Here is a 24,826-nt window from a genome sequence, read left to right as displayed (position 1 = left end):
ATCTTCAGGAAGGGGAGCGTTACTTACTGTGTAATTTCAGGAGTGGTTTCTGGTGAACCTCCTTTAAGAGTTTCCCATTTTGTTTCTTTTCTGAGCTTTGCAACGTCATCTGCGGTAATCTTACCGCCACGGTTGCCCCAGGCACTTTGAACAAAATTCGTTAAGTCAGCGATATCCTGATCATCCAGAATGTCGCGATAAGGTCCCATCACTAAAGAGGATGGCGCGGTTTTGAGTGCGGGTAAGCGGCCACCATTGAGGATGAGGTGCGCAACAGATGATGCGTTCGCACTCTGTAGAACTGGATTGCCTGCTAACTCTGGAAAAACGTCAGGATATCCACGTCCATCCGGGCGATGACAGGCCGCACAACGGTCCACATACAAGGCAGCGCCATGAGTTGGGAGCTTTCCAGATGCCAGTTCATGAGCGATGGTTGGGTTGTAAGTGAAGCTTACGTTCTTCGCGTTCGTTGGTGTTTTGAGCGTTTTAAGGTACTTGCCAATCGCACTAAGGTCATCATCCGTCATCTGAGATGTTGAGTGGATGACAACGCCGTTCATTGCACCAAACGTGGCACCGTGTTGATCTCGGCCTTTTTTGAGAAACGTCGCTATATCTGCAGCCGACCATGCCTCTAATCCGTCGAACGTATCGCTTCGAAGGCTTGGCGCGACCCAGTTATCGATGACAAAACCACCAGATAAATATCGTTGATCCGAGTCATCAAGGGCTTTTTCAGCCATAGCGAAGTTACGGGGCGTATGGCAGCTACCGCAGTGCCCGGGGCCTTCTACAAGATAACGCCCACGTTCAATCTCAGAGCTATTATCAGAAGATGGTGTGATTTTAGGCACAAATACCATGCGCCAGATAGACAGAGGCCATTTGATAGAAAAAGGCCACCGAATATCTGCTACTTTGTTGATCTGCTCTACAGGTACGACAGAGTGCATCAAGTAAGCGTAAAGTGCGTGCAGATCGTTATCACTCATGTGTGCGTACGAGGGGTATGGCATCGCAGGATAGACGGTAGAACCATCTTTGCGGATTCCGTGCCGCATAAGGCGCTCGAAATCTTCAAAGCTCCAGTTGCCAATGCCCGTTTTTTTATCTGGGGTAATATTTGTTGCGTAAATTTTTCCCAGCGGACTATTCAGCCCTAGGCCACCAGAGAAAGGCGGCCCGTCAGGTGATGTGTGGCAGGCGGCGCAGTCCCCTAAAATTGCGATATAGGATCCTTTTTGCGCAAGGGCGGCTTCGTCATCAGCATGGCTGGTCAACGGCAGTCCAACAGTTGCGACGCTGAGCGCGAGTGCCGCCGTGCGGCCAGAAATTTTCATCATGCCTGCACCATCGGGCCGGGAGCTTTAAGATACTGTTCGCGAATGGCTTTGGCGGACCAGTAAGCTAGTGCAGCGACGACGCCTGTGGGATTGTAGCCGATGCCTTGAGGAAACGCAGAAGAGCCAATGACAAACAGATTTGGCACCTGCCAATGCTGAAGGTAGCGGTTCACGACGCTGTCTTTCGGCGAAGTGCCCATTGCGACGCCGCCTGCCAAGTGGGTGGTTTGATAAGAACGTACGTCAAACTGCTCATCTGGTTTTTTGGTTTCAACCGTAATCGAAGAAGGATTCATTGCTTTGACAATGCCTTCCATCTTGCCGGTGACATAACGGATCATACGAATGTCATTTTCATGCCAATTGAAGGTCATGCGCAATAAAGGGCGGCCTGCGTAGTCTTTGTATGTTGGGTCCAAAGAGAGGTAACAGTCGCGATAAGCCATGTTTGTTCCATGTGCGTGCACGGCTATATTATGTCTGTACCCTGCTTTGGTTGCTGCTTTCCAACCTGTACCCCATTTGGGGGAGCCTTCTGGCAGGTGCATACCGGTAATAGGTTTTGAACCGGCTTGGTTAACCCAGATGGGTGCTCCTCCAACGAAGCCAAGTGGCCCGTGATCAAAATGGCCAGCATTGAAATCATCAATAGCGACGCCGTTGCCACCGGCTCCAATGAAGGGGTCGGTATAAGTATTCTTGTCAAAAAATGCTGTGACGCCAGATTCATTCTGATAAACGAAATTACGTCCCAGCGTGCCTTGACCTGTTACAGGGTCGTAGGCGTCCCCAATACCCGAAACGAGTAATAAATGTGCGTTATTGAAAGCAAATGTTGCGACAATGACAATGTCTGCGGTTTGTCTGACTTCTTCTTGTTTTGAGTTTAAATAAACTACGCCCGTAGCTTTGGTTCCGGCTGAATCTGTCTCCACCCGGAGAACGTCACATTCAGCTCTTAATTCAAAGAGAGGCTCAAATCGCAAAGTGGGAAGAATATTAACATTGGGAGAAGCTTTGGAGTAGTTATAGCAAGCATAACCACTACAGAAACCACAAAATGTACATGCGCCCATTTGGCAGCCATATGGGTTCGTATAAGCCTGAGAGGCATTGGCGGATGGAATGCTAAATGGATGATAACCACATGAAGCTGCAGCTTTTCCAAACAGAGATGCCGAATAGGTATTTTGCATTGGAGGAAGAGGGAAGGCTGTGGAACGATCCGCATCAAACGGGTTGCCATCTCCTACAATCTGTCCGTTAACCTTGTAGGCCTGCCCTGACGTTCCGAAGACTTGTTCGGCAAACGCAAAATGAGGCTCAAGTTCTTCGTATGTCACGCCCCAATCTTGGATCGTCATGTCTTTGGGAATAAAGTTTTTGCCGTATCGTTCTTCGTAATAACTGCGAAGCTTGAGATCTTCTGGTGTTACGCGCCAGTGGCATCCTGACCAATGCAAACCTGCGCCCCCAACACCTGTGCCAGGAAGAAATGCAGCCAATTGCCGATATGGCAATGCCGTCTCGTCGATGGTGCGTCGAACAGTTACAGTTGTTTTCGAGAGGTTCTGGAACAGAAGATGGCGCGAATTGTGTGTTAACTCATCAATTGAGGAGGGATAAGCACCGTCTGGCCACGTATCTCGCATCGGGCCACGTTCAAGAGCGACAACACTCAGTCCGGCTTGTGTTAATTCACGGGCCATAATAGCGCCGACCCATCCAAAACCAACAATCACGACGTCTTTATGTTTTTCGTTGATCATCAGTTTTTTCCATTTTTCATGTGGGCTGCGCTGCCAAGAATTGATACGGGGCCAAGTGGGTAGGGGGCACCGTTAAGGTTTACAAAATCCGTAAATTCAGCGCGTGCGCCAGGGAAGCCAATCATTTTCCAAGCAGCCATGTCTGCATTTCCGCCGTGAATTGGGTCGGAGAAATAGCCTTCCTTGCAGTTTTTGAGAGTCTGCGAAAACAGCAGTTTGGAGGGAACTGGCGTCAGTTCTATGGCTCCATGTTCCATGTCTTTAAGGATGGAATCCTGTTCGTCTGATTTTAGTTCTGAGAAATGCTTGTTAAAGCGCTTATACACAGCGTCATTAAGGGCTTTAAAACCCAGCCGATAGATTTCACGTGGGCTATAAGGGTGCTGGTACCCGGCAACGGCCGGTGCATCGGGTACAAATGGGCCGTGAAGATACCAAAGGTCGCCAAATCCATACGGCGTCATCATCTGTCGATCAATGAATTCTGGTACATGCGCCTCTAAAGCGCTTGGGCCTTCACTGTCAGGCGGGATGAGGCGTTCTACGAATGCTGCCAGTGTAGACCACTCTGCATCATTAAAATAGCGGGGACGGTATCCCCCCGCTATCGTAACAGATCGCGCAGCGCCTCCAGAAAAGGCAAAAATAAGCCCTAAAGCTGTTCCTTGCACCATAGAGCGGCGAGAAAGCTGGCGCTCTGTGACGCCTTTTTTGTTGAAAGCCATTAGCCGAATACCCTATGCAAATCGGCAACTTCGTCATCAGTTAGATAATTCACAGGCGTGTTACCAAGACTTACAAGAAGCTTGGCAGTTTCTTCCAATTCCTCTGCAGCATAGACAGTTGAAATAATATCTTTGCCGCTGACGACAGGGCCATGATTTGCGAGCAATACGGCGGCGAACTTTCCGCCAAGCGCACGGATCAAGTCGCCTCCGCGCTCGTCACCCGGCCGAAAATATGGGACGCGGGCAACTTTTCCGACCCGCATGACCACATAAGGCGTTAAAGGGCGTATGCAGTCTTCTGGATCAATGTCCTTCATGCAGGACATCAGCGTGGCATATGTAGAGTGTAAGTGCACGACTGCCCCAACATTGGCGCGTGTATCGTAAAAAGCCGTATGAAGAAAAATTTCTTTAGAGGGTTTGTCGCCGGAGACGTGCTTTCCTTCGAAATCCAGTTTGCTGATCCGATCTGGTTCTAGAAAACCCAAGCAACTGTTTGTAGGCGTAATGAGATATCCGTCATCCAGTCGAAGGCTGATATTTCCAGCTGATCCGACAGAATATCCGCGCTCAAAGAGCGAACGACTTAGTCTGGCTAAGTGATCGCGCGCTTTGTTTTCGTTCACGGTGTTTCTCCCATTACATGCAATGCTTTTTCAAAAAAATCTGGTGTGCCAAAATTTCCAGACTTCAGCGCCAGAACAACACCGCTTCCATCAGTGGCTGATAAAACGGGCACCCCAGGATCAATCTCCGGGCCAACTCTCAAAGATGCATGTCCTAATGCTGTTGCGACTGCTCCTGACGTCTCGCCTCCAGCAACTACAATGCGCCGTACGCCTAAAGAAACGGCTTTTGAAGCAATTTCGCCGAAGAGTTCGTCAAGTCGTGTTGCTACAGGTTCGACGCCATACTGCTCCTGCAAACGTTTTAACTGAGCTTTGTCTGCTGAGGAGTAGAGGAGAGGGGCTTTCCCGGTATTCTCAAGTAAAAAAGTAACGTAATCATCAGCGCTGACCGTGCCAGCCATGACCGCGTCAACGTCAATTAATTTTGCCGGATGGTGTGCTTTATGGTGCTTAATCTGGCCTAAAGTCGCTGAAGAGCAACTGCCGGCCAAAACGATTTCCGGTCCTGTAACCCCCGCAACACTCGGCTTTTGGCCCTGTGCACGCCCATCAGATATGAAATTATGTGCTAGTCCCGGAGCAATACCCGAACCTCCCGTTACGAAGCGTACACCACGCTGGCTGCGGGCAATTGTTAGAAGATCGTCATCCGTAATGGCATCGATCACAACAAATGGAGCGTGGCACTGTTCGATGGCGTGCGTCAGATTTTCAGAACCTGATAAAACGTGGGGATAACTGACGTGACCGACAGCAGTTTTGCATTGGGCTGCTAAAACGCGACGAATATCAGAATCTTTCATGGGCGTCAGAGGATGATATGCCATGGAGGATTCTGAGAGAGGAACGTCTTTTACGAAGAGATTTCCTTGGTAAACAGTGCGTCCATTTGCTGGGAAAGACGGGCAAAAAATGACCTGCGTGCTCTCAAGGCGTGCAGCCAGCGCTTCGGCAACCGGACCAATATTGCCCTGTTTTGTGGAATCAAAAGTGGAGCAGTATTTGAAGATAATTTGTTCAGCGCCTTGGGAGAGAAGCCACTCAGCAGCTTGAAGAGATTGGCTCACCGCGTCTTCTGACGAGATAGAGCGACTCTTGAGCGCAACGACACCTGCTTCTGTGCCTACCGGCGCGTTATCGGTCGGGATACCCAGAAACTGAACGGTCGCAAGGCCTCCAGCATCGCCTACTCCTTTGGCAAGGGCGACGGCAATATCGCCCGCTCCCGTAAAATCATCTGCAATAACACCCAGAAACATTGTTCGTTATCCTGCTTTCTGCAACGTCACCATGGTGCGCATGCGCTCGACGGCAGCATCTGGCGCGGTAAAGACTGGAACATCGACTACCGCACTAACAGCGTCGCGTGCTCGTGATGTTGAAAAATGAGCTAGCATAATCACGTCACAGTCTGCCAAGCGATGAGCTTCAGCCGCAACTAAGCGATTATGGGTTTCCGCATCGCCAGAGCGCAGCCGATCAATCGCATCGGGAACGACAATCGTTTTTAACGTTGCAGCCGAGCCTACCTGACGTGCAAATTGCTCGAACTCTTTTTCCATAGTCACGACAGCTGGGGCAAAGGTAGCCAGCATCCCAATTTTTATGCCTGCTGTAATTGCGGCGCGGAACATGGATTCATTGGGGCGCAACACTGGAATATCGAGTGTCTGCTCTAATGCATCAATGGCGGGCCCGAAGGCAGAGCAGGTCACGAGGATCCCATCTGTATTCATTGAGGCTCCATATTCACCGAAGCGGATAAAGCGCTCACAAAGCGCCTCATCAAGATTTTCCGAGCGGTTCCGGTCAATAGTGAGGCCGTCGTCAAGGAGGTTAACCGTCTCCGCCTCGGGCCACAAACGCTTAAAAGCTTCTTGTACAGGAGACATCGCCACAGGGGTGGCATGAAGCAGAACAATACGCTGACTTTTCATTTCTGATCTCCTGGTTGGTCTGAAGTCACAGAATCTAGAATTCGTGTAACCGTTTTCATTCGTAAAGACTACACGCTTCTCGGGTCACAAAGGCGCTAGATCAGTCATTTTTTAGAGCGTTTGGTTATGAAAATGCAAGATTTTTTGAGATACTAATGTTATTAGTAACATATAAATGGGATTATAATCGATCATTCACGGAATAGTGTGACAAAAATCACCTTTTTTCGTGTGAAAGCGTTTGCATAAATCCTTGAAGCCTTGCAGTGATGCGGAAAGTGATTCGATCCCCTTAGCTATCAGTTGGAGTTGGCAAGAAATGTCTGATCCTATTCACCTCAAAGTCGCTCTTGTTGTTAAGGGCGCTTTCGACTCTGGGCTTGTGCAAGATTTTGTTGTTTCAACGGGCATTGATGTTGAAATCGATTGGGCCCCTACGACAGTGATTCTGGCGGATATCGAGAATGGGGCGCGCCCTGATGGTGTTATCATAACGAATGGCGCGCTCAACAATCTTGTCGATCGAGGCTTGATGAATTCTGAAGACATCATTCCAGTTGTTTCGTCGCGCATTGGTGTCGGTGTACGTGCAGGCTCGCAGCATCCTGATATTGCTACTGTCAAATCTTTTATTCTGACTCTCACCTCAGCGCGCTCTGTTGCATATTCTTTAGGAGGGCAAAGCGGTCTGTATTTTGGGCCCCTACTTGACCGACTAGGGATTGCTGAGGGCGTCAATGCAAAAGCCACCCTCATTCCTGCTGGTTTCACTGGAGAAAAACTGCTGACGGGCGAGGCCGATATTGCCATTCAACAGATTAGCGAACTGAAGGCTGTTCAAGGCGTCGAAGTGGTTGGTGGCTTGCCGGATGAAGTTCAGAAAGTGACGGCATTTTCTGGCGCGCCGTTGAGTGAAAGTGTTCTTCGAAAAGATGTTCTGCGTTTCTTGAACTTTCTCTCCTGCAAAGGGGCAGTTGAGCGCTTCAGTCAGTTCGGTCTTGATCCCCGCTAAAGTACTTCACGTCCTGTATAAGTGACTTTGATTCTATGTATAATTCACTGCAATCACCTCGTTTAGGGCGGCGGATTATTCTCTTGGGAGGGGGGGCGGCAGCGATGCTGTCTACTCTCCGAGTGAAGGCCGCGGTGTCCTCATCAGTCTCCAATGATGCAGCGTTTGAACGCTTTATGGATGTGTCTAAAAGACTCACTGGCATGAAGGTCTTAGATGTTGATTTTGGGCAGCGTCTTTATGAAAGTTGTCAGCGCATTATCCCGAATTTTCAGGAAAACGCTAATAAGCTCTCGCAGGAAGTAGGGCAGGGAACCACTCCACTAGAACAAGCTCTTCTGGTCGGATGGTACGATGGTGTCGTTGAGCATGGTGATAAAGCCGAATGCGTTGCTTATGTCGCATCTCTTGATCGCGTCATAACGTCGGACGTTCTTAAACCGCCAAGTTATGCCTTTGGTGCTTATGGATCATGGAAGGCTCAACCTCGGCCCGATCCCAGCTGGATTACTCAGGATAACACACCATGAATGCGTCTTTTTCTGCAGATGTCGTCGTCATCGGGTCTGGGATTTGCGGATCTCTTGCGGCCCAAAAACTTGCTAAGGCTGGGGCATCGGTGCTGATTCTGGAAGCTGGACCTCGGGTCACGCGAGGGCAGCTTACTGCGCGTTTCCGAGAATCACCTCGCAAATCAGACTTTTTGTCTCCTTACCCTAATAGCAATCTGGCGCCTTTTCCTGAATATAAGCCTCATGACAATGGGTATCTTGTTCAAGGCGGACCGGTACCCTATTTGGCAGAATATATTCGTGTTGTTGGCGGAACGACGTGGCATTGGGCTGCCCAGGCTTGGCGTCTGCTTCCGAATGATTTCCGTATTAAATCCCTTTATGGCGTTGGGCGAGATTGGCCCATTTCTTATGATGATCTCGAGCCGTTTTATTGCGAAGCCGAGAAAATTATGGGTGTTTCTGGGCCTGTGAATAATGGGTCTCCACGTTCTGAGCCGTTTCCTATGAAGCCGGTGGCTCCAAGTTGGTTAGAGCAGAAATTTACAGAGCGGTTAGGGGACGTTTACCCTGTTATTACAAACACAACCGCGAGAAATTCCCGGTCTTATGATGGTCGTCCGGCATGTTGCGGCAATAATAATTGTATGCCTATTTGCCCAATTGATGCCCAATTTCATGGTGGACTTGCAGCAGATAAAGCTGAAAATGCTGGTGTTAGGCTGATTACTGAGGCTGTCGCATATAAAATTGAGCATGATTCGAAAGGTCGTATTAACGCAGTTTATTTCTATGATTGGAATAAAACATCTCACAAGGTGGTTGGAAAAACATTTATTATTGCAGCTAATGCAATTGAGACACCTAAACTTTTATTTCTATCTGCAAGTTCTGCATTTCCCAATGGATTGGCGAACAAGTCTGGCGCGCTAGGGCGTACTCTGATGGATCACCCTAGCAATTCGGCCACTTTTGAAGTGGAAGATGCTGTTTGGGCGGGGCGGGGGCCAATGAGTCCGTCTTCGATTCAAAAATTGCGTGATGGAGCATTTCGTTCTGAACATGCAGCATTTCGGATCGATATTTCTAACTCTTCGCGTGTTTCTTCGATTACGCGTTCAGCCATTAGTAAAGGATTACAAGGGAAGGAGCTTCAGGAAGAAATCCGTCGTCGTTCGGCTCATGAAGTAAGTATTAAAAACGTCCTTGAGCAGTTGCCGGATCCTAATAATCGCGTCATGCTTTCGGATAAAAAAGATGGTCTAGGTATTCCTCAACCACTTATTTATTATTCTTATGATGATTATGTTTGCCGTGGAATGGCGGCGTCTAAAAAAGCATATGGCGAGATTGCTGACCTTATGGGGGCAAAGAGCGTTACGTATTCTCCTGATGGAAAATACGGAAATAATCAGCACATTACAGGAACCCTAGCGATGGGGGATGATCCTGCCACGAGTGTTTGTGATAAATATGGCCGAGCCCATGACCACGAAAATCTATTTTTTGCCAGTACTGGAGTGATGCCAACTGTCGCCACCGTGAATTCAACACTTACGGCCGCCAGCCTTGCCTTGCGGACGGCTCACTTTATTCGTGAAAACGTCTGAGGTTGGTTATGATTATCTCATCTTTACCTTCAAAAATAACGCTCTCATCGGTATTGTGCGCTGCAGCTAGTATTAGCTTGGTTTTTGCTGTAGGAGATGTGCGGGCGAATGATCTTTTGCAAGAGAAAGGTCATTACATTGCTACTGCAGCTGATTGTATAGCATGCCACACCACGCCAGGCGGGAAACCTTATGCAGGCGGACGGGCATTTTTGACGCCTTTTGGAACCGTGTATTCTACAAATATTACACCATCTTCTAATGGTATTGCGAATATTACCGAAGAGCAATTTGCTAAATCAGTGCGGGAAGGAATTAGAGCTGACGGCAAAAATCTTTATCCTGCTATGCCATATACTGAATACAAAAATATCACTGATGATGATATTCATGCGCTATATGCTTTTTTCAAAAATACCGTTCCATCAGTATCGCAAAAAAACCTTACTAATAATTTGAAATTTCCATTCAATATTAGATATTTTATTAAATTCTGGAATTTATTTCAGGATGATGAAAAAATCGAGACTGTTTCTAGTGAAAGTCCTCAATGGAATCGTGGAAAATATCTCGTTGAAGTATTGTCTCATTGTGGGACATGCCACACGCCCAGAAATTTTATGATGTCTGAGAAAACATCACAGAAATTTTCAGGTGCAAGCTTAGGAGCGTGGTATGCGCCTAATATAACACCGAGTTCAGAAGGAATTGGTAATTGGTCGACTGATGATCTTACTCAATACTTAAAAACCGGGCATAATTCACTAGGCGCATATGCCGGTGGTGAAATGCTAGAAGCTGTCGATCATAGCTTTAGCAAAATGACCAATGAAGACCTGAACGCTATAGCTGTATATCTGCGTACTGTAGAGAAGATCGGTACGAAACAAATTGTTTTGTCTGATAAGACGCTTCCTGTTGATCCTTTGTTTGCTTTGAATGCAGCGCAAAGCAATCCTGAAAAAATGGACGGATCAACGCTGTATCAAGCATTTTGTGCGAGTTGTCATGGCGATCATGGGCAAGGAGATGCTCTGAATAATTTGCCAAGTATGCGCGGAAATCCAGTTTTTAAACTCCCTAATACAGATAATATAGTGGCCGCTATTTTGCAGGGGGTATGGCCTGAAGGGCCTCATACTCAGGGAATGCCTGCATTCAGTCATCGTCTTTCCGACGATCAAATCGTCAAATTGGTTAATTTCCTTACGACTACGTTTGGTAATAACGCATCCCAGACGACTCTTCAGCGCGTTCAGGCCATTCGCAAAACTCTCCCACCTAATTCTTCAGCACAGTGATGCGTCAGGATTGAAGAAATGAACACCTATTTTATGTGCAGATTTATCATTGCGCAATGGAGATCGGTAGCTTTATTGGGTGTAATGTTTTCAGCGAATATAGCGTATTCTACAGTGTATGCTGCTGAAACAAATCAGGATACTGCAACATCAAGTGAGGTTCTTCCGAATATAAATCGGAATATTCCCCCTTCTGTTTTGCGTTCCGTAAATACCTCTGGAGGTTTATATAATATTGTAGGGACACTCCCTTCATCCGCTGTGCGTTTTAGTGGGGATCCAGTCAGTTTGTTTGCTCAGACGCGGCAAAAGGCGAGTTTGCCATCTTCTGGCGGCGGCTGGATGCATTGGCACTATATGTTTGGTGATTGGGGTGGTGTTCGTAAATATTTAAGTAATCATGGCGTTGACATTGGTTTTTATTGGATGAGCGAGCCCGCAGGCAATCCCGTTGGAGGCCGAAAGCAAGACGTAAAGTTTACGCAGCATTGGGACGCCAACATGGTTGTTGATATGGGGCGTCTTCTTGGTTGGCAAGGAGGTACGTTTAAGTTTCATGTTATTAACCGTAGTGGTGGTGGGTTGTCGGACCATGTCATTGGGAATTGGATGACTGTCCAACAGATTTATGGCGCAGGGCAAGACAATCGCGTCGCGGAACTTTCCTATACACAGCTTACAGCACATAAAAGACTTGAGTTGAAAGTTGGCTACTCTCCGATTGGAAATGATTTCGGTCGCGAAATTTATGGGTGTGATTTTATGAACGTCGCGCTTTGCGCGCACCCAATGACTTTGTCATACGATAGTGGATGGAGAAATAACCCAAAAGGGCAATGGGGTTTCAAAATCAGAGGAAATCTTCCTCAGACCTTTTATGTTTCTACCGGCATTTATCAGTCAGACCAGTATAACGGTCGCCACGATAATGGATTCAAGCTCACCTTTACAGGTACGGGTGTGGTCGTACCGTTTGAAGCTGGTTGGGAGCCAGATAAACGTATTGGGATGCTTCCGGGTCATTATCGCATAGGTGGGTATTACGATAATAGCCATTTGCCAGATGCTTATTACAATATTTATAACCAGCCTGCTGGTATATTCGGAAAAGGTTTCCGGTTAGATAAAGGGCACTACGGTTTTTATGGAATGTTTGATCAACAACTTACGAAATTTGATAATGACCCTAATCGGGGCATCGTAATCTGGGGTGGAGCAGGATATAGTAACCCGCAAATGAGTGTCGCTGTTTATCAGATCGCTGCCCAAGCAAGCGTCTTGTTTTTGGGGCCATTTCGTTCCAGGCCAAAGGATTTGATCGGTCTAGCGTGGGGTTATTTGGAAGGGAATCCTAGACATCAGGACTATCTTCAGGAAAGCGCATTAATTCATAAAACGCCATTTATGAGAGCAACGCACGAACAACTTGTTGAAATCGATTATGGCGCCGAAATTACTCCGTGGTTAAATTTGCGGCCTAATCTTCAGTATATTATTCATCCGAGCGGGATGACTAAGTACAATGACGCTTTTGTCATTGGTGCTGATACCAAGATGGTTTTTTGAGTTTATTATTTGTGATTTTTTCTTGATATCAGTGCGTCTTAATCGGAGCAGTTTCCTTCATTTTATGAACGCTGCATATGTAAAAAATATTCCAGAGCCTGTTTCAAAATATGGTCTGAGTGATTTTTCGCAGCATTCTGCGGATATCAGCGGCAATGAACCATGCCTGTGAGGCTTAGCTGTCAGGTTGTGAGACGTCATTGGCGTAAACCATGATACGGTCGACGTCGTTCATGATACTGACTTCTGTCATAGTTTTATAGCTTCGATTACGCAGACGTGGTCTCTGCCTAAGGCGCTCGGCGACTTTGGCGGTAGGCGAAAGGCCGCCCAGAACTCGCTGTCGGCGCACGTTATAGGCGTGATTGAACCCATGCAGCAGGACTTCGAGATCCGTGTGGTGTGCGACGTTGATCGGCAGAACCCCGGTTGCGATGCGACCGTTGAACCGCTCGACCAGAGGCGGATCCCATTTTTCGGACAGGTGTCTAGGTCCCGTTTGACGTGCCCCCGAGACCCTTGTCTGGCGATCTGATCCGGTGTCCTGCCATCCAGTTGGGAATGGGGACGCACCGTATTGTAGTCTTCCCGCCAGTCAGCCAAAACCTGTCGTGCATGGCTGAGGGAGGTGAACAGCGTTTCGTTGAGGCATTCATCCCTTAATCGGCCGTTGAAACTCTCGACAAAGCCGTTCTGCTGCGGTTTCCCGGGGCGATATAATGCCATTCGATCTTCATCTCATCGGCCCATTTCAGGATGGCATGGGATGTGAATTCCGTCCCGTTGTCGCTGACAATCATGAGAGGTTTGCCATATCGCTCCACCAGCACCGTCAGTTCCCGCGCCACACGTCCTCCTGACAGCGATGTGTCGGCAACCAGTGCCAGGTTCTTGCGACTGAAATCGTCGATAACAGCCAGAATGCGGAACCGGCGGCCACAGATCAGGGCATCCGAGACAAAATCCAGGCTCCAGCGCTGCCCGGGTTCCTGAGGGATGGTCATGGGAGAACGCGTTCCCAGTGCCTGTTTAGTCCCGTGTTTTGATGGGGTATTATTTTCACGAGAGTGGAAGGAAGCCTTATGGGCCAGATACGTCATGGGAGCGCCACGACCACGCACGCCGTGCGAGCGGCAATACAGCGATCGCAGGCTTCGCTCGCGGCGCTGAGCAAGGAGTTCGGGATCAACCCGAAAACAGTTGCAAAATGGCGGAAGCGTCAAACGGTTGAGGATCAGAAGACAGGTCCCAAAGAGCCGCGATCCACGGTTCTGTCCGAGACGGACGAAGCGATGATCGTGGCGTTTCGCCGGCATACGTTGCTACCGCTGGATGACTGTCTTTATGCCCTGCAGGCCAGCATCCCCCATCTGACACGCTCGGCTCTGCATCGCTGCCTTCAGCGCCACGGGATATCCCGGTTGCCGGACATCGAAGGAGACAAGCCCAAACGACAGCGTTTCAAACGCTATCCCATCGGCTTTTTTCATATCGAGATTGCCGAGGTCCAAACTGCTGAAGGCAAGCTGTATCTCTTCGTCGCCATCGATCGGACCAGCAAGTTCGCTGTCACACAACTGGTTGAGAAAGCCGATCGGAAGACCGCCTGGGAATTCCTCGAATATTTCCTGAGCATCATTCCTTACCGGATCCATACCATTCTGACAGATAACGGCATCCAGTTCGCTGATCAGCCCCTTAACCGCAATACGGCCTGGTCTCGCCCCATGCGTTTCGACATGATCTGCGAAGCTCACGGGATCGAACATCGTCTGACGAAACCCAATCATCCCTGGACGAACGGTCAGGTCGAGCGGATGAACCGGACAATCAAGGAAGCAACCGTCAAACGCTTCCATTACGACAGTCATGAGCAGTTGAGGACACACCTCAACGACTTCATGGCAGCCTATAATTTCGGGCGAAGACTCAAGACCCTAAACGGCCTTACCCCTTACGAATACGTCTGCAAAATCTGGACTTCAGAGCCAGAAAGATTCATCATCAATCCAACCCATCAAATCCCGGGACTAAACAATGACGTGACGACAGCGTTAGGTGGAAACGTGAGATGGATTGATCCTGCAGATACGGGCCTCAATATCTTGAGCGTTCGTTTTCGTGCCCTTCCACTCCTCCCCTTACCCGCCGGTCTGCTCAATGAATTTGAAGCAGACCGGCGGCAGTCGCCTCATCTCGGAGATTTAAATACCCAAATAATTTTCCATTTAGCAGACATCAAGTCTCGTCAAACATGTCCTGAAACGCACTCAGTGCTGTCTACTACTTTACCACGTAACCACTGATAACGGGGGTCGCTCCCGGTACGGCAGTGCCAGGCAAGAATCTTGTCAAAGCCAGGCACGGTCAGGGGACTGGGGGGACTGAACAATGTCAGGTCTTTCCTCCCGTGTAAAAGCCTGCGCGGGGCCATCGTCATCAGGTCTGTCTTCAGAAGAAGATCTGGAAGTGCCAGAAAGTTTGGCACGGACAGGGCGACATGACGCTTGCATCCAAGCGTTTCGAGTTGTCTGTCTGTTGCGCCACAAAAGCGTCCTCCTTCATACGAGACGATGATGTGACCCGCGGCGCAATACTGGTCCAGCGTCATGTTCATGCCTGCGGTCGGATGGCTTTTCCGCGCCGCGCAGATATACTCTTCATGAAACAGCTTCAATGACGGCAGATCGGATGGGCAGGTCTCTGGCGTGATCAGTGCCATGTCGAGCTGACCTTTCTCCAGCTGCTCCTGAAGCCGGGCATCATCAAGTGGGTAAACCGCAAGTGTAATACCTGGGGCCTCCTGTCGTAGTCGGGCGATGAGCGGCAGCAGGACAACCTGAAGCGCATAATCGGTCGCGGCAATCGAAGCCGTGAAGGAAGCCGAAACCGGGTCGAAAGCGTCTGGCTGACAGAGCGTTCCGATCTCGCACAGGATGCGCTTGAGTGGCGCGACAAGATCGAGTGCACGTGTTGTAGGTGTCATACCGCGCTGTGTCCTGACCAGCAGCGGGTCGCCAAAATTCTCCCGAAGACGGGTCAGCATGTTGCTGACCGCTGGCTGCGTCACGCCGAGCCGTTCCGCCGCCCGCGTCACACTGCCTTCCTCAAGCAGTATATCGAGAGCGCGGAGCAGGTTGAGGTCTAGAGTTCTGATATCACCCATATTTATGGGGTCCATATTTTGTGGATATTGGATTTATTCTGAGGGCAATGCCATCCTGACGCAACTCATGATTCCTGCGGGGAAAATTGCCATGCCTCACCCACTACTCAAGATATTGATGGTCGTAACTTCTCATGCGACTCTGGGCGCTTCCGGACATCAGACCGGCGTCTGGTTTGAAGAGCTGACCACACCCTATTATGTCTTTCGTGATGCGGGTGCGCAGGTCGATATCGCATCGATTGAAGGCGGGAAAATCCCGGTCGATCCACGCTCCGTTCAGCATAGCGACAAAGATCCCGAGAGCGTGCAGCGCTTTCTGAAAGATCGTCCTGCCATGGATGATCTGGAGCACTCACGCAAAATCACCAGTGTTTCCGTAGATGGGTATGACGCCGTTTTTATTCCCGGCGGCCACGGTGTGATGTGGGACATGCCCAACAGCACGTCGCTTCAGAGTCTGATCCTGCGCGCATGGTCGGACGGCAAGGTTGTCGCGTCCGTCTGTCACGGGCCGGCAAGCCTGACGGGCATCCGCAACCCTGATGGAACCGCGTTCGTAAAAGGCAAGAAGATCAGCGCCTTTACGGATAGTGAGGAAGAAGCCGCCGGCCTGACAAAAACCGTTCCGTTCCTGCTGGAAACCCGGCTCCACGACGAGGGCGCGATTTATGAGAAGGGCGAGAACTTCAAGCCGTTCATGATCCGCGACGGACGGCTCGTGACGGGACAAAACCCGCAATCCTCCGCGCTGGTTGCCCAGGAAGTGCTGTCGGTTCTGGCAGAAGGCAAGGGTGCGAAATGACTGACGATATGCTCCCCGATCATTATCGGGCCTGGTGCTGGGAGCAGGGAACATCGGCCCTGGATCTCGTGCTGAAGAGTGTTTCTCGCCCTGTGCTTCAGCCCGATGAAGTGCTGGTGCGCAATCATGTTGCCGGGCTGAACCCAGTTGATTGGAAAGCCCTCGGTGCGCGTCTGGCCCCTTGGGGGCCGGGATGGGTGCCCGGTGTCGATGGCGCGGGCATCGTGGTGGCGGTCGGGCGGGATGTCGGAGCCGAGTGGCTGGGGCGTCGCGTAGCCTATCATCAGGATCTGATGAAGCCCGGCAGCTTCGCCGAGTATACGTCCGTCCACCTTCGCGCACTGATCGACCTGCCTTCAACGCTGGATTTCGAGACGGCGGCCGGTGTACCCTGTCCTGCGCTAACGGCGTGGCTGGCACTGGCCAAAATACCGAACCAGGCAGGAGCGACGCTGCTGATCGCAGGTGCGGGCGGTGGTGTCGGCAATTATCTCTCCCAGCTTGCAGTGGACCGGGGTTTTGCCGTGACGGCGATGTGCAACCAGCGGCACTGGGCACGGTTACGGGCCATGGGGGTGCAAGATTGCGTTGCAGGGCCTCTGAAAACCAGCGAGGCGCTACCCGACGCACTGGAAAACCGTTTCTCCAGGCTGTGATCGACTGCGTGGGCGCAGAGCATGCGGCGGCCCTGGCTCCGGCACTGAAGGCGAACGGGCATATCGTATGCATCCAGAACCGACTAACGGAATGGCCCGATCCCCCGTTCACCCGGTGTATTTCAATCCATGAAGTCGCTCTCGGCGCGCTGCATCAGTATGGCGACGATGCCGACTGGCGCGATCTCACAACGGCCGGACAGCGTATTCTGACCTGTCTGGCTGAGCAGACGCTTCGCCCTGAAGGGTGCGTCATTCGCGATTTCAGGGATCTCCCGACATTTCTGAATGACCTCCAGCATCGACAGTTTTCCGGCAAGGCGCTGGTCCGCGTCACACCCGTTGAGGAAGCATGACATGACACCCGCTCTTTTTACCCCCTTCGCCCTCAAGGACGCACATCTGCGCAATCGTATCGCGGTCCCGCCGATGTGCCAGTACGTCGCGGTCGACGGGTTCACAACCGATTGGCACGCAGTCCATTACGCGAGCCTTGCCCGCGGCGGTTCCAGTCTTGTTATCGTGGAAGCGACGGCCGTTTCTCCCGAGGGACGGATCACTCCCGGATGCGCGGGCCTATGGAATGATCGTCAGATCGCGGGCATGGCGACAGTTGCGCGTGAGATCAAGGCGGCTGGCGCCGTCGCAGGAATTCAGCTTGCTCATGCAGGCCGGAAGGCAAGCGCCAACCGACCGTGGGAGGGGGATGATCACATCGCTGACGGTGACCCGCGCGGATGGGAGACGATTTCACCGTCAGCCATCGCCTATGGTGCGAACCTGCCTCAGGTGCCGCGGGAAATGACGCATGAGGACATCATGCGGGTTCAGGCGGATTTTGTCGCCGCGACACGACGTGCCGTAGAGGCCGGGTTCGAATGGCTGGAACTGCATTTCGCTCACGGTTATCTCGCGCAAAGCTTTTTCTCGGTTCATGCCAATCATCGTACGGATGAGTATGGCGGCGATCTGGCGGGGCGAAGCCGTTTCCTTCTGGAAACGCTCCGTGCGGTTCGCAAGGTCTGGCCTGAGACCTTCCCCCTGACGGCCCGCTTCGGAGTCATTGAGTTCGACGGACGGGACGAGGAGACGCTTGAAGAAGCGATCACCCTGACACACCAATTCAAAGCCGAAGGGCTGGACATGCTCAACGTCAGCGTCGGTTTCTCAACGCCGGATGCGCAGATCCCATGGGGCCCTGCATTCCTGGCCCCGATTGCCGAGCGGGTCCATCGTGAGACGGGTCTGCCTGTCGCGTCGTCCTGGGGGATCGATACGCCGCTTCTGGCCAATGGGGTCGTGGAACAGAAACAGATGGATCTGGTGATGGTGGGACGGGCACAGCTTGCTGATCCGCACTGGCCCTACGTGGCGGCGTTGAAGCTTGGTCTTGATCGGCCGTCCTGGGTTTTACCGCCGTCTTATGCGCACTGGCTGGAACGCTATCGACCGGCGTCGTCGGCATAGGCGCAGTTCTTGTATTTTTGTGAGTTATGACCATCATCATAACTCATGATTTGAATTTATATCTGGCGCGAATTATCAAATAGCTCCGCTTTCAGGAGAGGAAAAAATTCCAATGGCAAACGAAATATTCTGGCCTCAAGACTATGTACCGGGCTTCGCGGATAATTTTGCTTCCAACGAGGTGATCGTAGCCGGACTGACGGTTGCTGAAATCTGGCCGCTGCTTAGTCATCCGGCAAAGTGGCCCACCTATTATGCCAATTCCGCCAACCCTCGCTTTTATGATGATAAAGGTCCAGAACTGGCGGAGGGAATACAGTTTTACTTTGAGACATTTGGCTTTCCGGTTCAGGCCAAAGTGACGGAATATGTCCCCCCGACAGCAGGTCAACCGGGTCGGGTTGCCTGGCATGGATAGGCTGGCGAGGAAGGCTCACTTGAAAGGCTTGATGTTCACCATGCCTGGCTGATTGAGGACCTGTCGGAAGGACGCGTCAGAATTCTTACGCAGGAAACCCAGAACGGGAAACCGGCCAAGACACTGGCAACCACGCGTCCCAATCCGATGATCAACGGGCATCAGGAGTGGCTGGACGGGTTGGTGTCAGCAGCTCGAAGTTCAACGGTAACAAAATCATCCAAACTATGAACATTGCTTTTTTCGGAACCGTCTCTGAAGAGAATGTCCGTAATCTGCGACTCATGTTCAGCAGCGGACATTCGGCTTTCCCCCGATTGTGTTGAAAAAGTCCCACTGGAGCTTGCACTCAACATTTAGGTTCGATGTCATAACGTATAGAGTGCTGTAATCATGGGGAATTTTCATTCCGAATTGCATACAAAATCCTGAGCAGACACCTCAACCTGACTTTTTCAACACTATCCCCCCAAAGCCGCCGCAAAACCGATAAAGGATTGCAGGCCTGTGCGGGGGTGTAATGCCTCACACCCGGCATGGCAGAGGCAATGGAACCAACTTTCCACGAGGCGTCTTTGTCCATGGATGATGGCTCCAGGCCAGCACATCGGAAGGGCTTTTTAGGGATGCTTTCATACGTTGTACCCTATGTCCGATAAAGTAAAAAAACGGACATAGGTTTTATGGCGGAAAACTGCCGGTTTTGGAGATTTCGTGCAGTTTCTGGGGTGCTCTTTGTCTGGATACACGCCATACCGCTCGCCTCTTTGAATTATACGCCGTTGACGTATATGCTATTGGCATATATTCCATTGTGAATGTCAAAGCTGCAGACCGTTGTCGAACTGCCTGAATTCATAAAGCGGGCAAAAGCCCTGATGTCAGACGACGATCGTATGGCTCTGATTAACATGCTCGCTGCGATGCCAGATGCTGGCCTTTCTTTAGGCGGCGGTCTGCGAAAGGTCCGCTTTTCCCGCGAGAATGGTGGGAAGAGGGGAGGGTACAGAACTCTCTACGTTTTTGGTGGAAGACAGATGCCTCTGTTTCTCCTGACTGTTTTTGCCAAAAACGAGAAAGACAATCTGACGCGATCTGAACAGGCCGCCCTGGTAGAGTTGAGCAAGACGCTTGTTGCGAAATACGGAGAACCATCATGAGCGCTTATGACAGCATTCTGCAGGGGCTAAATGAGGCTCTTGCCTATTCGGACGCTCCGGCCGACGACTGTGTGACCCACCAGGTGCGTGTTCCGTCGGTTGACGTGGCGGCCATCAGAACCCGGACCGGACTCTCTCAGGCCCAGTTTGCCAGAAGCATCGGGGTCGCCAAGGGGACCCTTCTGAACTGGGAGCATGGCCGTCGTCAGCCAACCGGACCGGCTCAGGTTTTGCTGGCGATGTTGGATAAGCGACCGTCGTTAGTGAGTGAGCTGCTTGCTGCCGTTCGTTGAGAAAACACAGGTCCCGACACGCTCATTCAGACGACCGATATGGGGGGGGGAAGCGGCATGTCCGGTTTAGAGTAGAAAAATCAATAAAATGGACATGCCTCTCTTCTACATGACGAATTTTCTATCACGCCATCAGCCGTGACACTGACAATGTCTTCATCTTCAGGGATCTGCTCAAGAAGCATGGGCAGAACCGGAGCATCACCGACAGTGTTTCTTGTCATGTCTACGGCTCTGATTTCCATTGATCCTTCGTCGATCCCGATATGAAGTTTACGCCAGATCCGACGCTTCGAACCGCCATGTTTGCGGGTGTGCCATTCACCTTCTCCCTCGACCTTGATCCCGGTGCTGTCGATCAAAAGATGAAGTGGGCCGTTCGAACCACGATAGGGGATATCGACCGTCAGGCTTTCCTGTCTGCGGCTCAGCGTACTGAAATCTGGAACAGACCACGGCAGTCCCGCCAGGTGTAGGAGACTTTCAACAAAACCCGTCGTCTGCCGTAGTGCAAAACCGAACAGGACTTTCAGCGTCAGGCAGGTCTGTATCGCAGCATCGCTATAACTCTGCCGCCGTCCCCGACGCCCCGTCGCCATGCCCTCCCAAAGCATGGATGGGTCAAACCACACCGTCAGGGAGCCACGCTTTTTCAGCGCCGCATTATAGGAAGACCAGTTCGTCGTGCGGTAGCGCGTGGGGGTCACTGCACTCATCCCCTCAGATAATAAACCCAAGGCAAAACCGAAATCCCCGCACGCCATTTATGCAACAAAGCCGATCTCCTGGCCCGATCAGACCTGCGATATAGGCCGGGCATATTTTACGCCGCGTCTTGTTACCAAGACCTTCCAGATACGGGACGAGCCATTGCTCAAGATCCGCTTGCCAGTCTTCTTCCAATGCCAGCCTCCGTCAAAGCTGGCTCACCATGAATCACGCAATCAGCCCCATGGGAATCCTAAAAAATATACTTCTGCCAAAGTAGTGCTAGTATCCCGTCGAGACGATGTACAGTACCGCCTCAACAACCCGCCAGAGTTCCGTTCTTCTGAACGGCATCAGAGAAACCAGAAGCGCCCATTTCCGATCGCGTAGATCGCTTTCATAGGTCAGATCATCGCGACGATACTGACGACGGGTGAGTTCAGTCTAGGCCACAATTCACTCCTTTTCTTTGCAAAGACCGAGGAATCACAAACCACTGGAATTGCGCAATTCATTTTCGGCCAGGCTCTTAAGTTAGAATTTGATTATTATCTCCTGCAGTAAGAAGAATTTGATGAAAGTTGGCGCTTGGACCAGTCAACTCTGTTTCCAGAGTGGCAAGAGAGATGCTGGCTCGAGGTGAGGGTCCTGAAATTGGATGGAATGTTGCGCCATCGGCATGGATTTGACTTAAGTAGGCAGGGACAATCGCAACACCTAGCCCAGCTGCAACCATCGGGATTGTTGCAGCGATCTGAGGGGCAGCTTGTCCGAAACGCGGAGTGAAGCCGGCTTGTTGACAGGCCGAGATAATAGCATCGTAGAAACCGGGACCGAGTGATCGATCAAAAATAAGAAATGGTTCCTTTGCTACATCAATCAATCTGAGGGTGTGGCGTTTGGACAGTGGATGGCCTTTTGGGATGGCGATCAGGGTTGGTTCATCAAAGAGGGGATGGAGTGCAATGTCCGGATCTGGCGCTGGTGGACGCACAATGGCGAGATCCACCCGGCGCTCCCGTAAGGCCTCACAGAGAGCAGGAGTGTTACTTTCTTCGAGTGTAATCACAATATCCGGCCACTGCTCACGAAATGCCCGTATGGCTTTGGGTATCAGAGGAAGAAGTGCGACGGCACCTGCCATGCCGATCCTGAGGCGTCCTTGTTCACCGAGGGACAATCCCCTGGCTAGAAGGTGAAATTGCTGCTCAAGACGCAAAATTGTCTGGGCTTTTTCAAAAAGCTGCTCTCCAAAATCCGTCAATGCGGCTCCACGTTTGGACCGTATAAAGAGTTGCACTCCCAGTTCTGTTTCCAGGGATTTGATCTGCTGACTGAGAGGAGGCTGCTCAATGCGAAGCGTCTCCGCAGCTTTTGTGAAGCTGCCATGCTCTGCGATGGCCACGAAATAGCGTAGGTGACGAAGGTCCATATATCCATATGATACACGTATGACAATCAGTCAAAATATATATTGGACGTTTGAAAAGGGGGCCTCCATTCTGTCCGAAGAATTTTTGTTGGAGATACTGAGTTATGGCTTTCACTGTTGGGCATTATCTGGCTGAGCGGCTAACGCAAATCGGCTTGAAGCACCATTTTGCTGTTGCTGGTGACTACAACTTGATCCTGCTTGATCAACTGATTGAGCATGGCGGTATGAAGCAGATCTATGACTGCAATGAGTTGAATTGCAGCTTTGCGGCAGAAGGTTATGCACGCGAAAATGGTGCTGCTGCTGCTGTCGTGACGTTTAGTGTCGGTGCAATTTCAGCAATGAATGGCCTGGGTGGGGCTTATGCTGAAAATCTTCCCGTTATTCTGATTTCTGGTGCGCCGAACTCTAATGATCATGGGTCGGGCCATGTCCTGCACCACACGATCGGCACGACAGATTATAATTATCAAATGGAGATGGTGAAGCACGTTACGTGTGCGGCTGAGAGCATCACCTCGGCAGACACTGCACCTGCAAAAATCGATCACGTCATTCGGACCGCACTGCGCGAGAAGAAGCCAGCTTATCTAGAAATCGCCTGTAACGTTGCGAGTCAGCCTTGCGTTCGACCAGGTCCGGTCTCGTCGCTTCTGTCGCACCTGGAAGCAGACGAAGTTAGCCTCAAAGCGGCGATCGAAGAAAGTCTCGCGTTTCTTGAAAAAGCGCAGAATGTTGCCATTCTTGTCGGGAGCAAGCTACGCTCTTGTGAGGCACTCACTGAAACAGTGGCTCTCGCAGACAAGCTTGGTTGTGCTGTGACTGTTATGGCTGCGGCCAAGAGCTTTTTTCCTGAGGCGCATCCGGGTTTCCGCGGAGTTTATTGGGGGGAGGTCAGCAGCCCTGGCGTTGAAGATGTCATCAAGAGCGCTGACGCTGTTATCACTCTGGCCCCGGTCTGGAATGATTATTCGACTGTCGGTTGGCGGGATTCCGTGCGTGGAGAGCGTGTGCTTGAAGTGGACCCGGGTCGTGTCACGGTGAGCGGAAAGACTTTTGAAGGTTTCCGTTTGAAGGAATTTGTGGCTGCTCTGACGGAGCGGGTGTCCAGTAAGCCTGCCTCTCTGGTGAAGCCGTATACTCCCGTTGCGTTGCCAGTTGTTGACGCTGCCAAGCCGCTCACTAATGATGAGATGACCCGTCAGATCAATGCGTTGGTTGATGGCAACACAACGCTATACGCCGAGACCGGTGATTCCTGGTTCAATGCAACACGCATGCATCTGCCTGAGGGTGCTAAAGTTGAGTCGGAAATGCAGTGGGGACATATCGGCTGGTCTGTACCGTCTATTTTCGGTAATGCCTTGGCTGCTCCTGAGCGTCAGCATGTTCTGATGGTTGGCGATGGCTCGTTCCAGCTGACGGCACAGGAAGTGGCGCAGATGGTTCGTTACGAACTGCCGGTTATCATCTTCCTTATCAATAATTTTGGTTACGTCATTGAGATCAAAATTCATGACGGCCCCTATAATTATATCCAGAACTGGGACTATGCCGCTCTGATGCAGGTCTTCAACCAGGGTGTTCCCGGCGTAGAAAGTGGTAAATACGGACTGGGCTTGCACGCTACGACAGGTGCAGAACTGGCTGATGCCATTGAAAAGGCCAAGAAGAATACGCGCGGGCCAACATTGATCGAATGTAAGCTTGATCAGACCGATTGCACCGAAACGCTCGTGCAGTGGGGTAAATTTGTTGCAGCTGCGAATTCCCGTAAGCCTGTCTGAGTATAGGAAATTCATCTTGTAGATTAACTGAAGGGTTCGAAAACTCTTTGGTTTTGAGGCTGCCTTTGTGATTCCATTTCCCCCGAGTTGATTTGGGCATGGATCATGAAGCAGCCGTGTTTTTTTGATGTTGCAGAGCGACTTGCCCGCCTGAATGGGCTTGGTGATCAACTCGAAGCTTTTCCCCGGACTGTGGATTTTGAGGTCTTCTGCCCTGATCTGGAAAAGGCTCTGGCCTATTTAGGTGGAAGCAAGGGCGGTCGTCTCCCGTTTGATCCCGTGTTAATGTTCAAGATCCTGGTGATCCAGACGCTGAACAATTTGTCTGATGAACGGACGGAATATCTGATCAACGCCCGCCTGTCGCTCATGCGCTTCCTTGGTCTGGAGCTTTCAGATCGAGTGCCGGATGCCAAAACAGTCTGGCTGTTCCGTGAACGCCTGACACAGGCGAGAGCCATTGAAAGGCTGTTTGAGCGCTTCAACGCAATCCTGCGCAACGCCGACTATTTGCCGATATC

Annotated in this window: 23 protein-coding genes and 6 pseudogenes; 15 read left to right on the top strand and 14 right to left on the bottom strand. The window is 50.9% G+C overall.

The window, feature by feature from the left end; genetic code table 11:
- Positions 1-23 precede the first annotated feature (23 nt).
- The 6 genes from GKO01_RS14065 to GKO01_RS14040 are packed head-to-tail and all read right to left on the bottom strand — an operon-like array spanning position 24 to position 6,409.
- On the bottom strand, positions 24-1,346 hold the full coding sequence (locus tag GKO01_RS14065) for a c-type cytochrome (protein WP_218017448.1): 1,323 nt from the start codon (positions 1,344-1,346) through the stop codon (positions 24-26).
- Positions 1,343-3,115 carry a GMC family oxidoreductase gene (locus GKO01_RS14060; RefSeq protein WP_099287568.1) on the bottom strand — a complete coding sequence of 591 codons (1,773 nt, stop codon included), beginning with the start codon at positions 3,113-3,115 and terminating at the stop codon, positions 1,343-1,345. Before GKO01_RS14060 ends, GKO01_RS14065 begins: the two co-directional genes overlap by 4 nt.
- Positions 3,115-3,840 carry a gluconate 2-dehydrogenase subunit 3 family protein gene (locus tag GKO01_RS14055; protein ID WP_099287567.1) on the bottom strand — a complete coding sequence of 242 codons (726 nt, stop codon included), beginning with the start codon at positions 3,838-3,840 and terminating at the stop codon, positions 3,115-3,117. Before GKO01_RS14055 ends, GKO01_RS14060 begins: the two co-directional genes overlap by 1 nt.
- The gene (otnC, locus tag GKO01_RS14050) at positions 3,840-4,469 is read right to left on the bottom strand and encodes a 3-oxo-tetronate 4-phosphate decarboxylase (protein WP_099287566.1); all 630 of its coding nucleotides are present in this window, start codon (positions 4,467-4,469) and stop codon (positions 3,840-3,842) included. The genes GKO01_RS14055 and otnC overlap by 1 nt, the downstream gene beginning before the upstream one ends.
- Complete coding sequence (gene otnK, locus GKO01_RS14045) at positions 4,466-5,731, bottom strand: 3-oxo-tetronate kinase (RefSeq protein WP_099287565.1); 1,266 nt, start codon at positions 5,729-5,731, stop codon at positions 4,466-4,468. The genes otnC and otnK overlap by 4 nt, the downstream gene beginning before the upstream one ends.
- Positions 5,732-5,737: 6 nt before the next feature.
- Positions 5,738-6,409: an aspartate/glutamate racemase family protein gene (locus tag GKO01_RS14040; protein WP_099287564.1), complete on the bottom strand. Its 672-nt coding sequence runs from the start codon at positions 6,407-6,409 to the stop codon at positions 5,738-5,740.
- A gap of 319 nt (positions 6,410-6,728) precedes the next feature.
- On the opposite strand from GKO01_RS14040, the gene GKO01_RS14035 reads away from it, so the two are divergent.
- Genes GKO01_RS14035 through GKO01_RS14015 form a run of 5 tightly spaced genes read left to right on the top strand, consistent with a single transcriptional unit; the run spans position 6,729 to position 12,410 of the window.
- Positions 6,729-7,421 (top strand): substrate-binding domain-containing protein, encoded by a 693-nt coding sequence (locus tag GKO01_RS14035; RefSeq protein WP_099287563.1) that lies wholly within the window; start codon positions 6,729-6,731, stop codon positions 7,419-7,421.
- A 35-nt stretch (positions 7,422-7,456) separates the two neighbouring features.
- Positions 7,457-7,951 carry a sugar dehydrogenase complex small subunit gene (locus GKO01_RS14030; RefSeq protein WP_099287562.1) on the top strand — a complete coding sequence of 165 codons (495 nt, stop codon included), beginning with the start codon at positions 7,457-7,459 and terminating at the stop codon, positions 7,949-7,951.
- Positions 7,948-9,543 carry a GMC family oxidoreductase gene (locus GKO01_RS14025; protein WP_099287561.1) on the top strand — a complete coding sequence of 532 codons (1,596 nt, stop codon included), beginning with the start codon at positions 7,948-7,950 and terminating at the stop codon, positions 9,541-9,543. The genes GKO01_RS14030 and GKO01_RS14025 overlap by 4 nt, the downstream gene beginning before the upstream one ends.
- Positions 9,544-9,551: 8 nt before the next feature.
- Positions 9,552-10,844, top strand: coding sequence for a cytochrome c (locus GKO01_RS14020; RefSeq protein ID WP_145994784.1), 1,293 nt, complete (start codon positions 9,552-9,554; stop codon positions 10,842-10,844).
- Between the two features lie 18 nt (positions 10,845-10,862).
- Complete coding sequence (locus GKO01_RS14015) at positions 10,863-12,410, top strand: carbohydrate porin (protein WP_099287559.1); 1,548 nt, start codon at positions 10,863-10,865, stop codon at positions 12,408-12,410.
- Between the two features lie 175 nt (positions 12,411-12,585).
- Here the strand turns inward: GKO01_RS14015 and GKO01_RS16645 are convergent.
- Together GKO01_RS16645 and GKO01_RS14005 are read right to left on the bottom strand one after the other, a co-directional pair.
- A pseudogene (locus GKO01_RS16645) lies at positions 12,586-12,870 on the bottom strand (IS481 family transposase); the annotation flags it as partial.
- A gap of 65 nt (positions 12,871-12,935) precedes the next feature.
- Positions 12,936-13,447 (bottom strand): annotated as a pseudogene (locus tag GKO01_RS14005) (IS3 family transposase); the annotation flags it as partial.
- Positions 13,448-13,492: 45 nt separating this feature from the next.
- Here GKO01_RS14005 and GKO01_RS14000 point away from each other — a divergent pair.
- A pseudogene (locus GKO01_RS14000) lies at positions 13,493-14,446 on the top strand (IS481 family transposase); the annotation flags it as partial.
- Between the two features lie 212 nt (positions 14,447-14,658).
- Here the strand turns inward: GKO01_RS14000 and GKO01_RS13995 are convergent.
- Positions 14,659-15,576 (bottom strand): LysR family transcriptional regulator, encoded by a 918-nt coding sequence (locus tag GKO01_RS13995; RefSeq protein ID WP_099287558.1) that lies wholly within the window; start codon positions 15,574-15,576, stop codon positions 14,659-14,661.
- A 91-nt stretch (positions 15,577-15,667) separates the two neighbouring features.
- Between GKO01_RS13995 and GKO01_RS13990 the strand changes: the two genes are divergently transcribed.
- The 5 genes from GKO01_RS13990 (at position 15,668) to GKO01_RS16380 (ending at position 18,922) form a co-directional block, all read left to right on the top strand.
- Complete coding sequence (locus tag GKO01_RS13990; protein WP_099287574.1) at positions 15,668-16,381, top strand: type 1 glutamine amidotransferase domain-containing protein; 714 nt, start codon at positions 15,668-15,670, stop codon at positions 16,379-16,381.
- Positions 16,378-17,037, top strand: coding sequence for an alcohol dehydrogenase catalytic domain-containing protein (locus GKO01_RS16150; protein ID WP_211570524.1), 660 nt, complete (start codon positions 16,378-16,380; stop codon positions 17,035-17,037). Before GKO01_RS13990 ends, GKO01_RS16150 begins: the two co-directional genes overlap by 4 nt.
- Before the next feature lie 8 nt (positions 17,038-17,045).
- A complete protein-coding gene (locus tag GKO01_RS16145; protein WP_211570525.1) occupies positions 17,046-17,393 on the top strand; it encodes an MDR/zinc-dependent alcohol dehydrogenase-like family protein in 348 nt (115 codons plus the stop codon).
- A 1-nt stretch (position 17,394) separates the two neighbouring features.
- On the top strand, positions 17,395-18,504 hold the full coding sequence (locus GKO01_RS13980; protein WP_099287557.1) for an NADH:flavin oxidoreductase/NADH oxidase: 1,110 nt from the start codon (positions 17,395-17,397) through the stop codon (positions 18,502-18,504).
- Between the two features lie 112 nt (positions 18,505-18,616).
- Complete coding sequence (locus tag GKO01_RS16380) at positions 18,617-18,922, top strand: SRPBCC family protein (protein ID WP_244901486.1); 306 nt, start codon at positions 18,617-18,619, stop codon at positions 18,920-18,922.
- A 161-nt stretch (positions 18,923-19,083) separates the two neighbouring features.
- Here GKO01_RS16380 and GKO01_RS16065 read toward each other — a convergent pair whose 3' ends face one another.
- A complete protein-coding gene (locus GKO01_RS16065; RefSeq protein ID WP_167383504.1) occupies positions 19,084-19,224 on the bottom strand; it encodes a hypothetical protein in 141 nt (46 codons plus the stop codon).
- Positions 19,225-19,740: 516 nt separating this feature from the next.
- Between GKO01_RS16065 and GKO01_RS13970 the strand changes: the two genes are divergently transcribed.
- Entirely contained in the window at positions 19,741-20,082 is a 342-nt protein-coding gene (locus GKO01_RS13970; protein ID WP_015075038.1) for a type II toxin-antitoxin system RelE/ParE family toxin, read from the top strand.
- Positions 20,079-20,375: a helix-turn-helix domain-containing protein gene (locus GKO01_RS13965; protein WP_077804027.1), complete on the top strand. Its 297-nt coding sequence runs from the start codon at positions 20,079-20,081 to the stop codon at positions 20,373-20,375. Before GKO01_RS13970 ends, GKO01_RS13965 begins: the two co-directional genes overlap by 4 nt.
- Before the next feature lie 107 nt (positions 20,376-20,482).
- Here the strand turns inward: GKO01_RS13965 and GKO01_RS13960 are convergent.
- From GKO01_RS13960 to GKO01_RS13945, 4 genes and pseudogenes are all read right to left on the bottom strand, one after another.
- Positions 20,483-21,091, bottom strand: a pseudogene (locus GKO01_RS13960) (IS5 family transposase); the annotation flags it as partial.
- Between the two features lie 61 nt (positions 21,092-21,152).
- Positions 21,153-21,278 (bottom strand): annotated as a pseudogene (locus GKO01_RS16375) (IS701 family transposase); the annotation flags it as partial.
- A 93-nt stretch (positions 21,279-21,371) separates the two neighbouring features.
- A pseudogene (locus tag GKO01_RS13950) lies at positions 21,372-21,491 on the bottom strand (transposase); the annotation flags it as partial.
- Positions 21,492-21,612: 121 nt separating this feature from the next.
- Positions 21,613-22,515 (bottom strand): LysR family transcriptional regulator, encoded by a 903-nt coding sequence (locus GKO01_RS13945; RefSeq protein WP_077804029.1) that lies wholly within the window; start codon positions 22,513-22,515, stop codon positions 21,613-21,615.
- A 104-nt stretch (positions 22,516-22,619) separates the two neighbouring features.
- Between GKO01_RS13945 and GKO01_RS13940 the strand changes: the two genes are divergently transcribed.
- Both GKO01_RS13940 and GKO01_RS13935 read left to right on the top strand, forming a co-directional pair.
- On the top strand, positions 22,620-24,305 hold the full coding sequence (locus GKO01_RS13940) for an alpha-keto acid decarboxylase family protein (protein WP_086649679.1): 1,686 nt from the start codon (positions 22,620-22,622) through the stop codon (positions 24,303-24,305).
- 105 nt (positions 24,306-24,410) lie between these two features.
- Positions 24,411-24,826 (top strand): transposase (locus GKO01_RS13935; protein WP_145994783.1); only part of this gene is annotated, 416 nt, incomplete at its 3' end.

Source organism: Gluconobacter kondonii (genome assembly GCF_002723995.1).
In the GTDB taxonomy this organism is placed as follows: domain Bacteria; phylum Pseudomonadota; class Alphaproteobacteria; order Acetobacterales; family Acetobacteraceae; genus Gluconobacter; species Gluconobacter kondonii.
Note: the sequence above shows the minus strand (reverse complement) of the source record. Positions and strands in the feature narration are given on the sequence as shown.

What these genes read in the sequence shown, in the direction of transcription:
- GKO01_RS14065 (WP_218017448.1), bottom strand. Translation starts at nt 1,346, where the DNA reads ATGATGAAAATTTCTGGCCGCACGGCGGCACTCGCGCTCAGCGTCGCA.
- GKO01_RS14060 (WP_099287568.1), bottom strand. Translation starts at nt 3,115, where the DNA reads ATGATCAACGAAAAACATAAAGACGTCGTGATTGTTGGTTTTGGATGG.
- GKO01_RS14055 (WP_099287567.1), bottom strand. Translation starts at nt 3,840, where the DNA reads ATGGCTTTCAACAAAAAAGGCGTCACAGAGCGCCAGCTTTCTCGCCGC.
- otnK (WP_099287565.1), bottom strand. Translation starts at nt 5,731, where the DNA reads ATGTTTCTGGGTGTTATTGCAGATGATTTTACGGGAGCGGGCGATATT.
- GKO01_RS14040 (WP_099287564.1), bottom strand. Translation starts at nt 6,409, where the DNA reads ATGAAAAGTCAGCGTATTGTTCTGCTTCATGCCACCCCTGTGGCGATG.
- GKO01_RS14035 (WP_099287563.1), top strand. Translation starts at nt 6,729, where the DNA reads ATGTCTGATCCTATTCACCTCAAAGTCGCTCTTGTTGTTAAGGGCGCT.
- GKO01_RS14030 (WP_099287562.1), top strand. Translation starts at nt 7,457, where the DNA reads ATGTATAATTCACTGCAATCACCTCGTTTAGGGCGGCGGATTATTCTC.
- GKO01_RS14025 (WP_099287561.1), top strand. Translation starts at nt 7,948, where the DNA reads ATGAATGCGTCTTTTTCTGCAGATGTCGTCGTCATCGGGTCTGGGATT.
- GKO01_RS14020 (WP_145994784.1), top strand. Translation starts at nt 9,552, where the DNA reads ATGATTATCTCATCTTTACCTTCAAAAATAACGCTCTCATCGGTATTG.
- GKO01_RS14015 (WP_099287559.1), top strand. Translation starts at nt 10,863, where the DNA reads ATGAACACCTATTTTATGTGCAGATTTATCATTGCGCAATGGAGATCG.
- GKO01_RS13995 (WP_099287558.1), bottom strand. Translation starts at nt 15,576, where the DNA reads ATGGGTGATATCAGAACTCTAGACCTCAACCTGCTCCGCGCTCTCGAT.
- GKO01_RS13990 (WP_099287574.1), top strand. Translation starts at nt 15,668, where the DNA reads ATGCCTCACCCACTACTCAAGATATTGATGGTCGTAACTTCTCATGCG.
- GKO01_RS16150 (WP_211570524.1), top strand. Translation starts at nt 16,378, where the DNA reads ATGACTGACGATATGCTCCCCGATCATTATCGGGCCTGGTGCTGGGAG.
- GKO01_RS13980 (WP_099287557.1), top strand. Translation starts at nt 17,395, where the DNA reads ATGACACCCGCTCTTTTTACCCCCTTCGCCCTCAAGGACGCACATCTG.
- GKO01_RS16380 (WP_244901486.1), top strand. Translation starts at nt 18,617, where the DNA reads ATGGCAAACGAAATATTCTGGCCTCAAGACTATGTACCGGGCTTCGCG.
- GKO01_RS16065 (WP_167383504.1), bottom strand. Translation starts at nt 19,224, where the DNA reads ATGTCCGCTGCTGAACATGAGTCGCAGATTACGGACATTCTCTTCAGA.
- GKO01_RS13970 (WP_015075038.1), top strand. Translation starts at nt 19,741, where the DNA reads ATGTCAAAGCTGCAGACCGTTGTCGAACTGCCTGAATTCATAAAGCGG.
- GKO01_RS13965 (WP_077804027.1), top strand. Translation starts at nt 20,079, where the DNA reads ATGAGCGCTTATGACAGCATTCTGCAGGGGCTAAATGAGGCTCTTGCC.
- GKO01_RS13945 (WP_077804029.1), bottom strand. Translation starts at nt 22,515, where the DNA reads ATGGACCTTCGTCACCTACGCTATTTCGTGGCCATCGCAGAGCATGGC.
- GKO01_RS13940 (WP_086649679.1), top strand. Translation starts at nt 22,620, where the DNA reads ATGGCTTTCACTGTTGGGCATTATCTGGCTGAGCGGCTAACGCAAATC.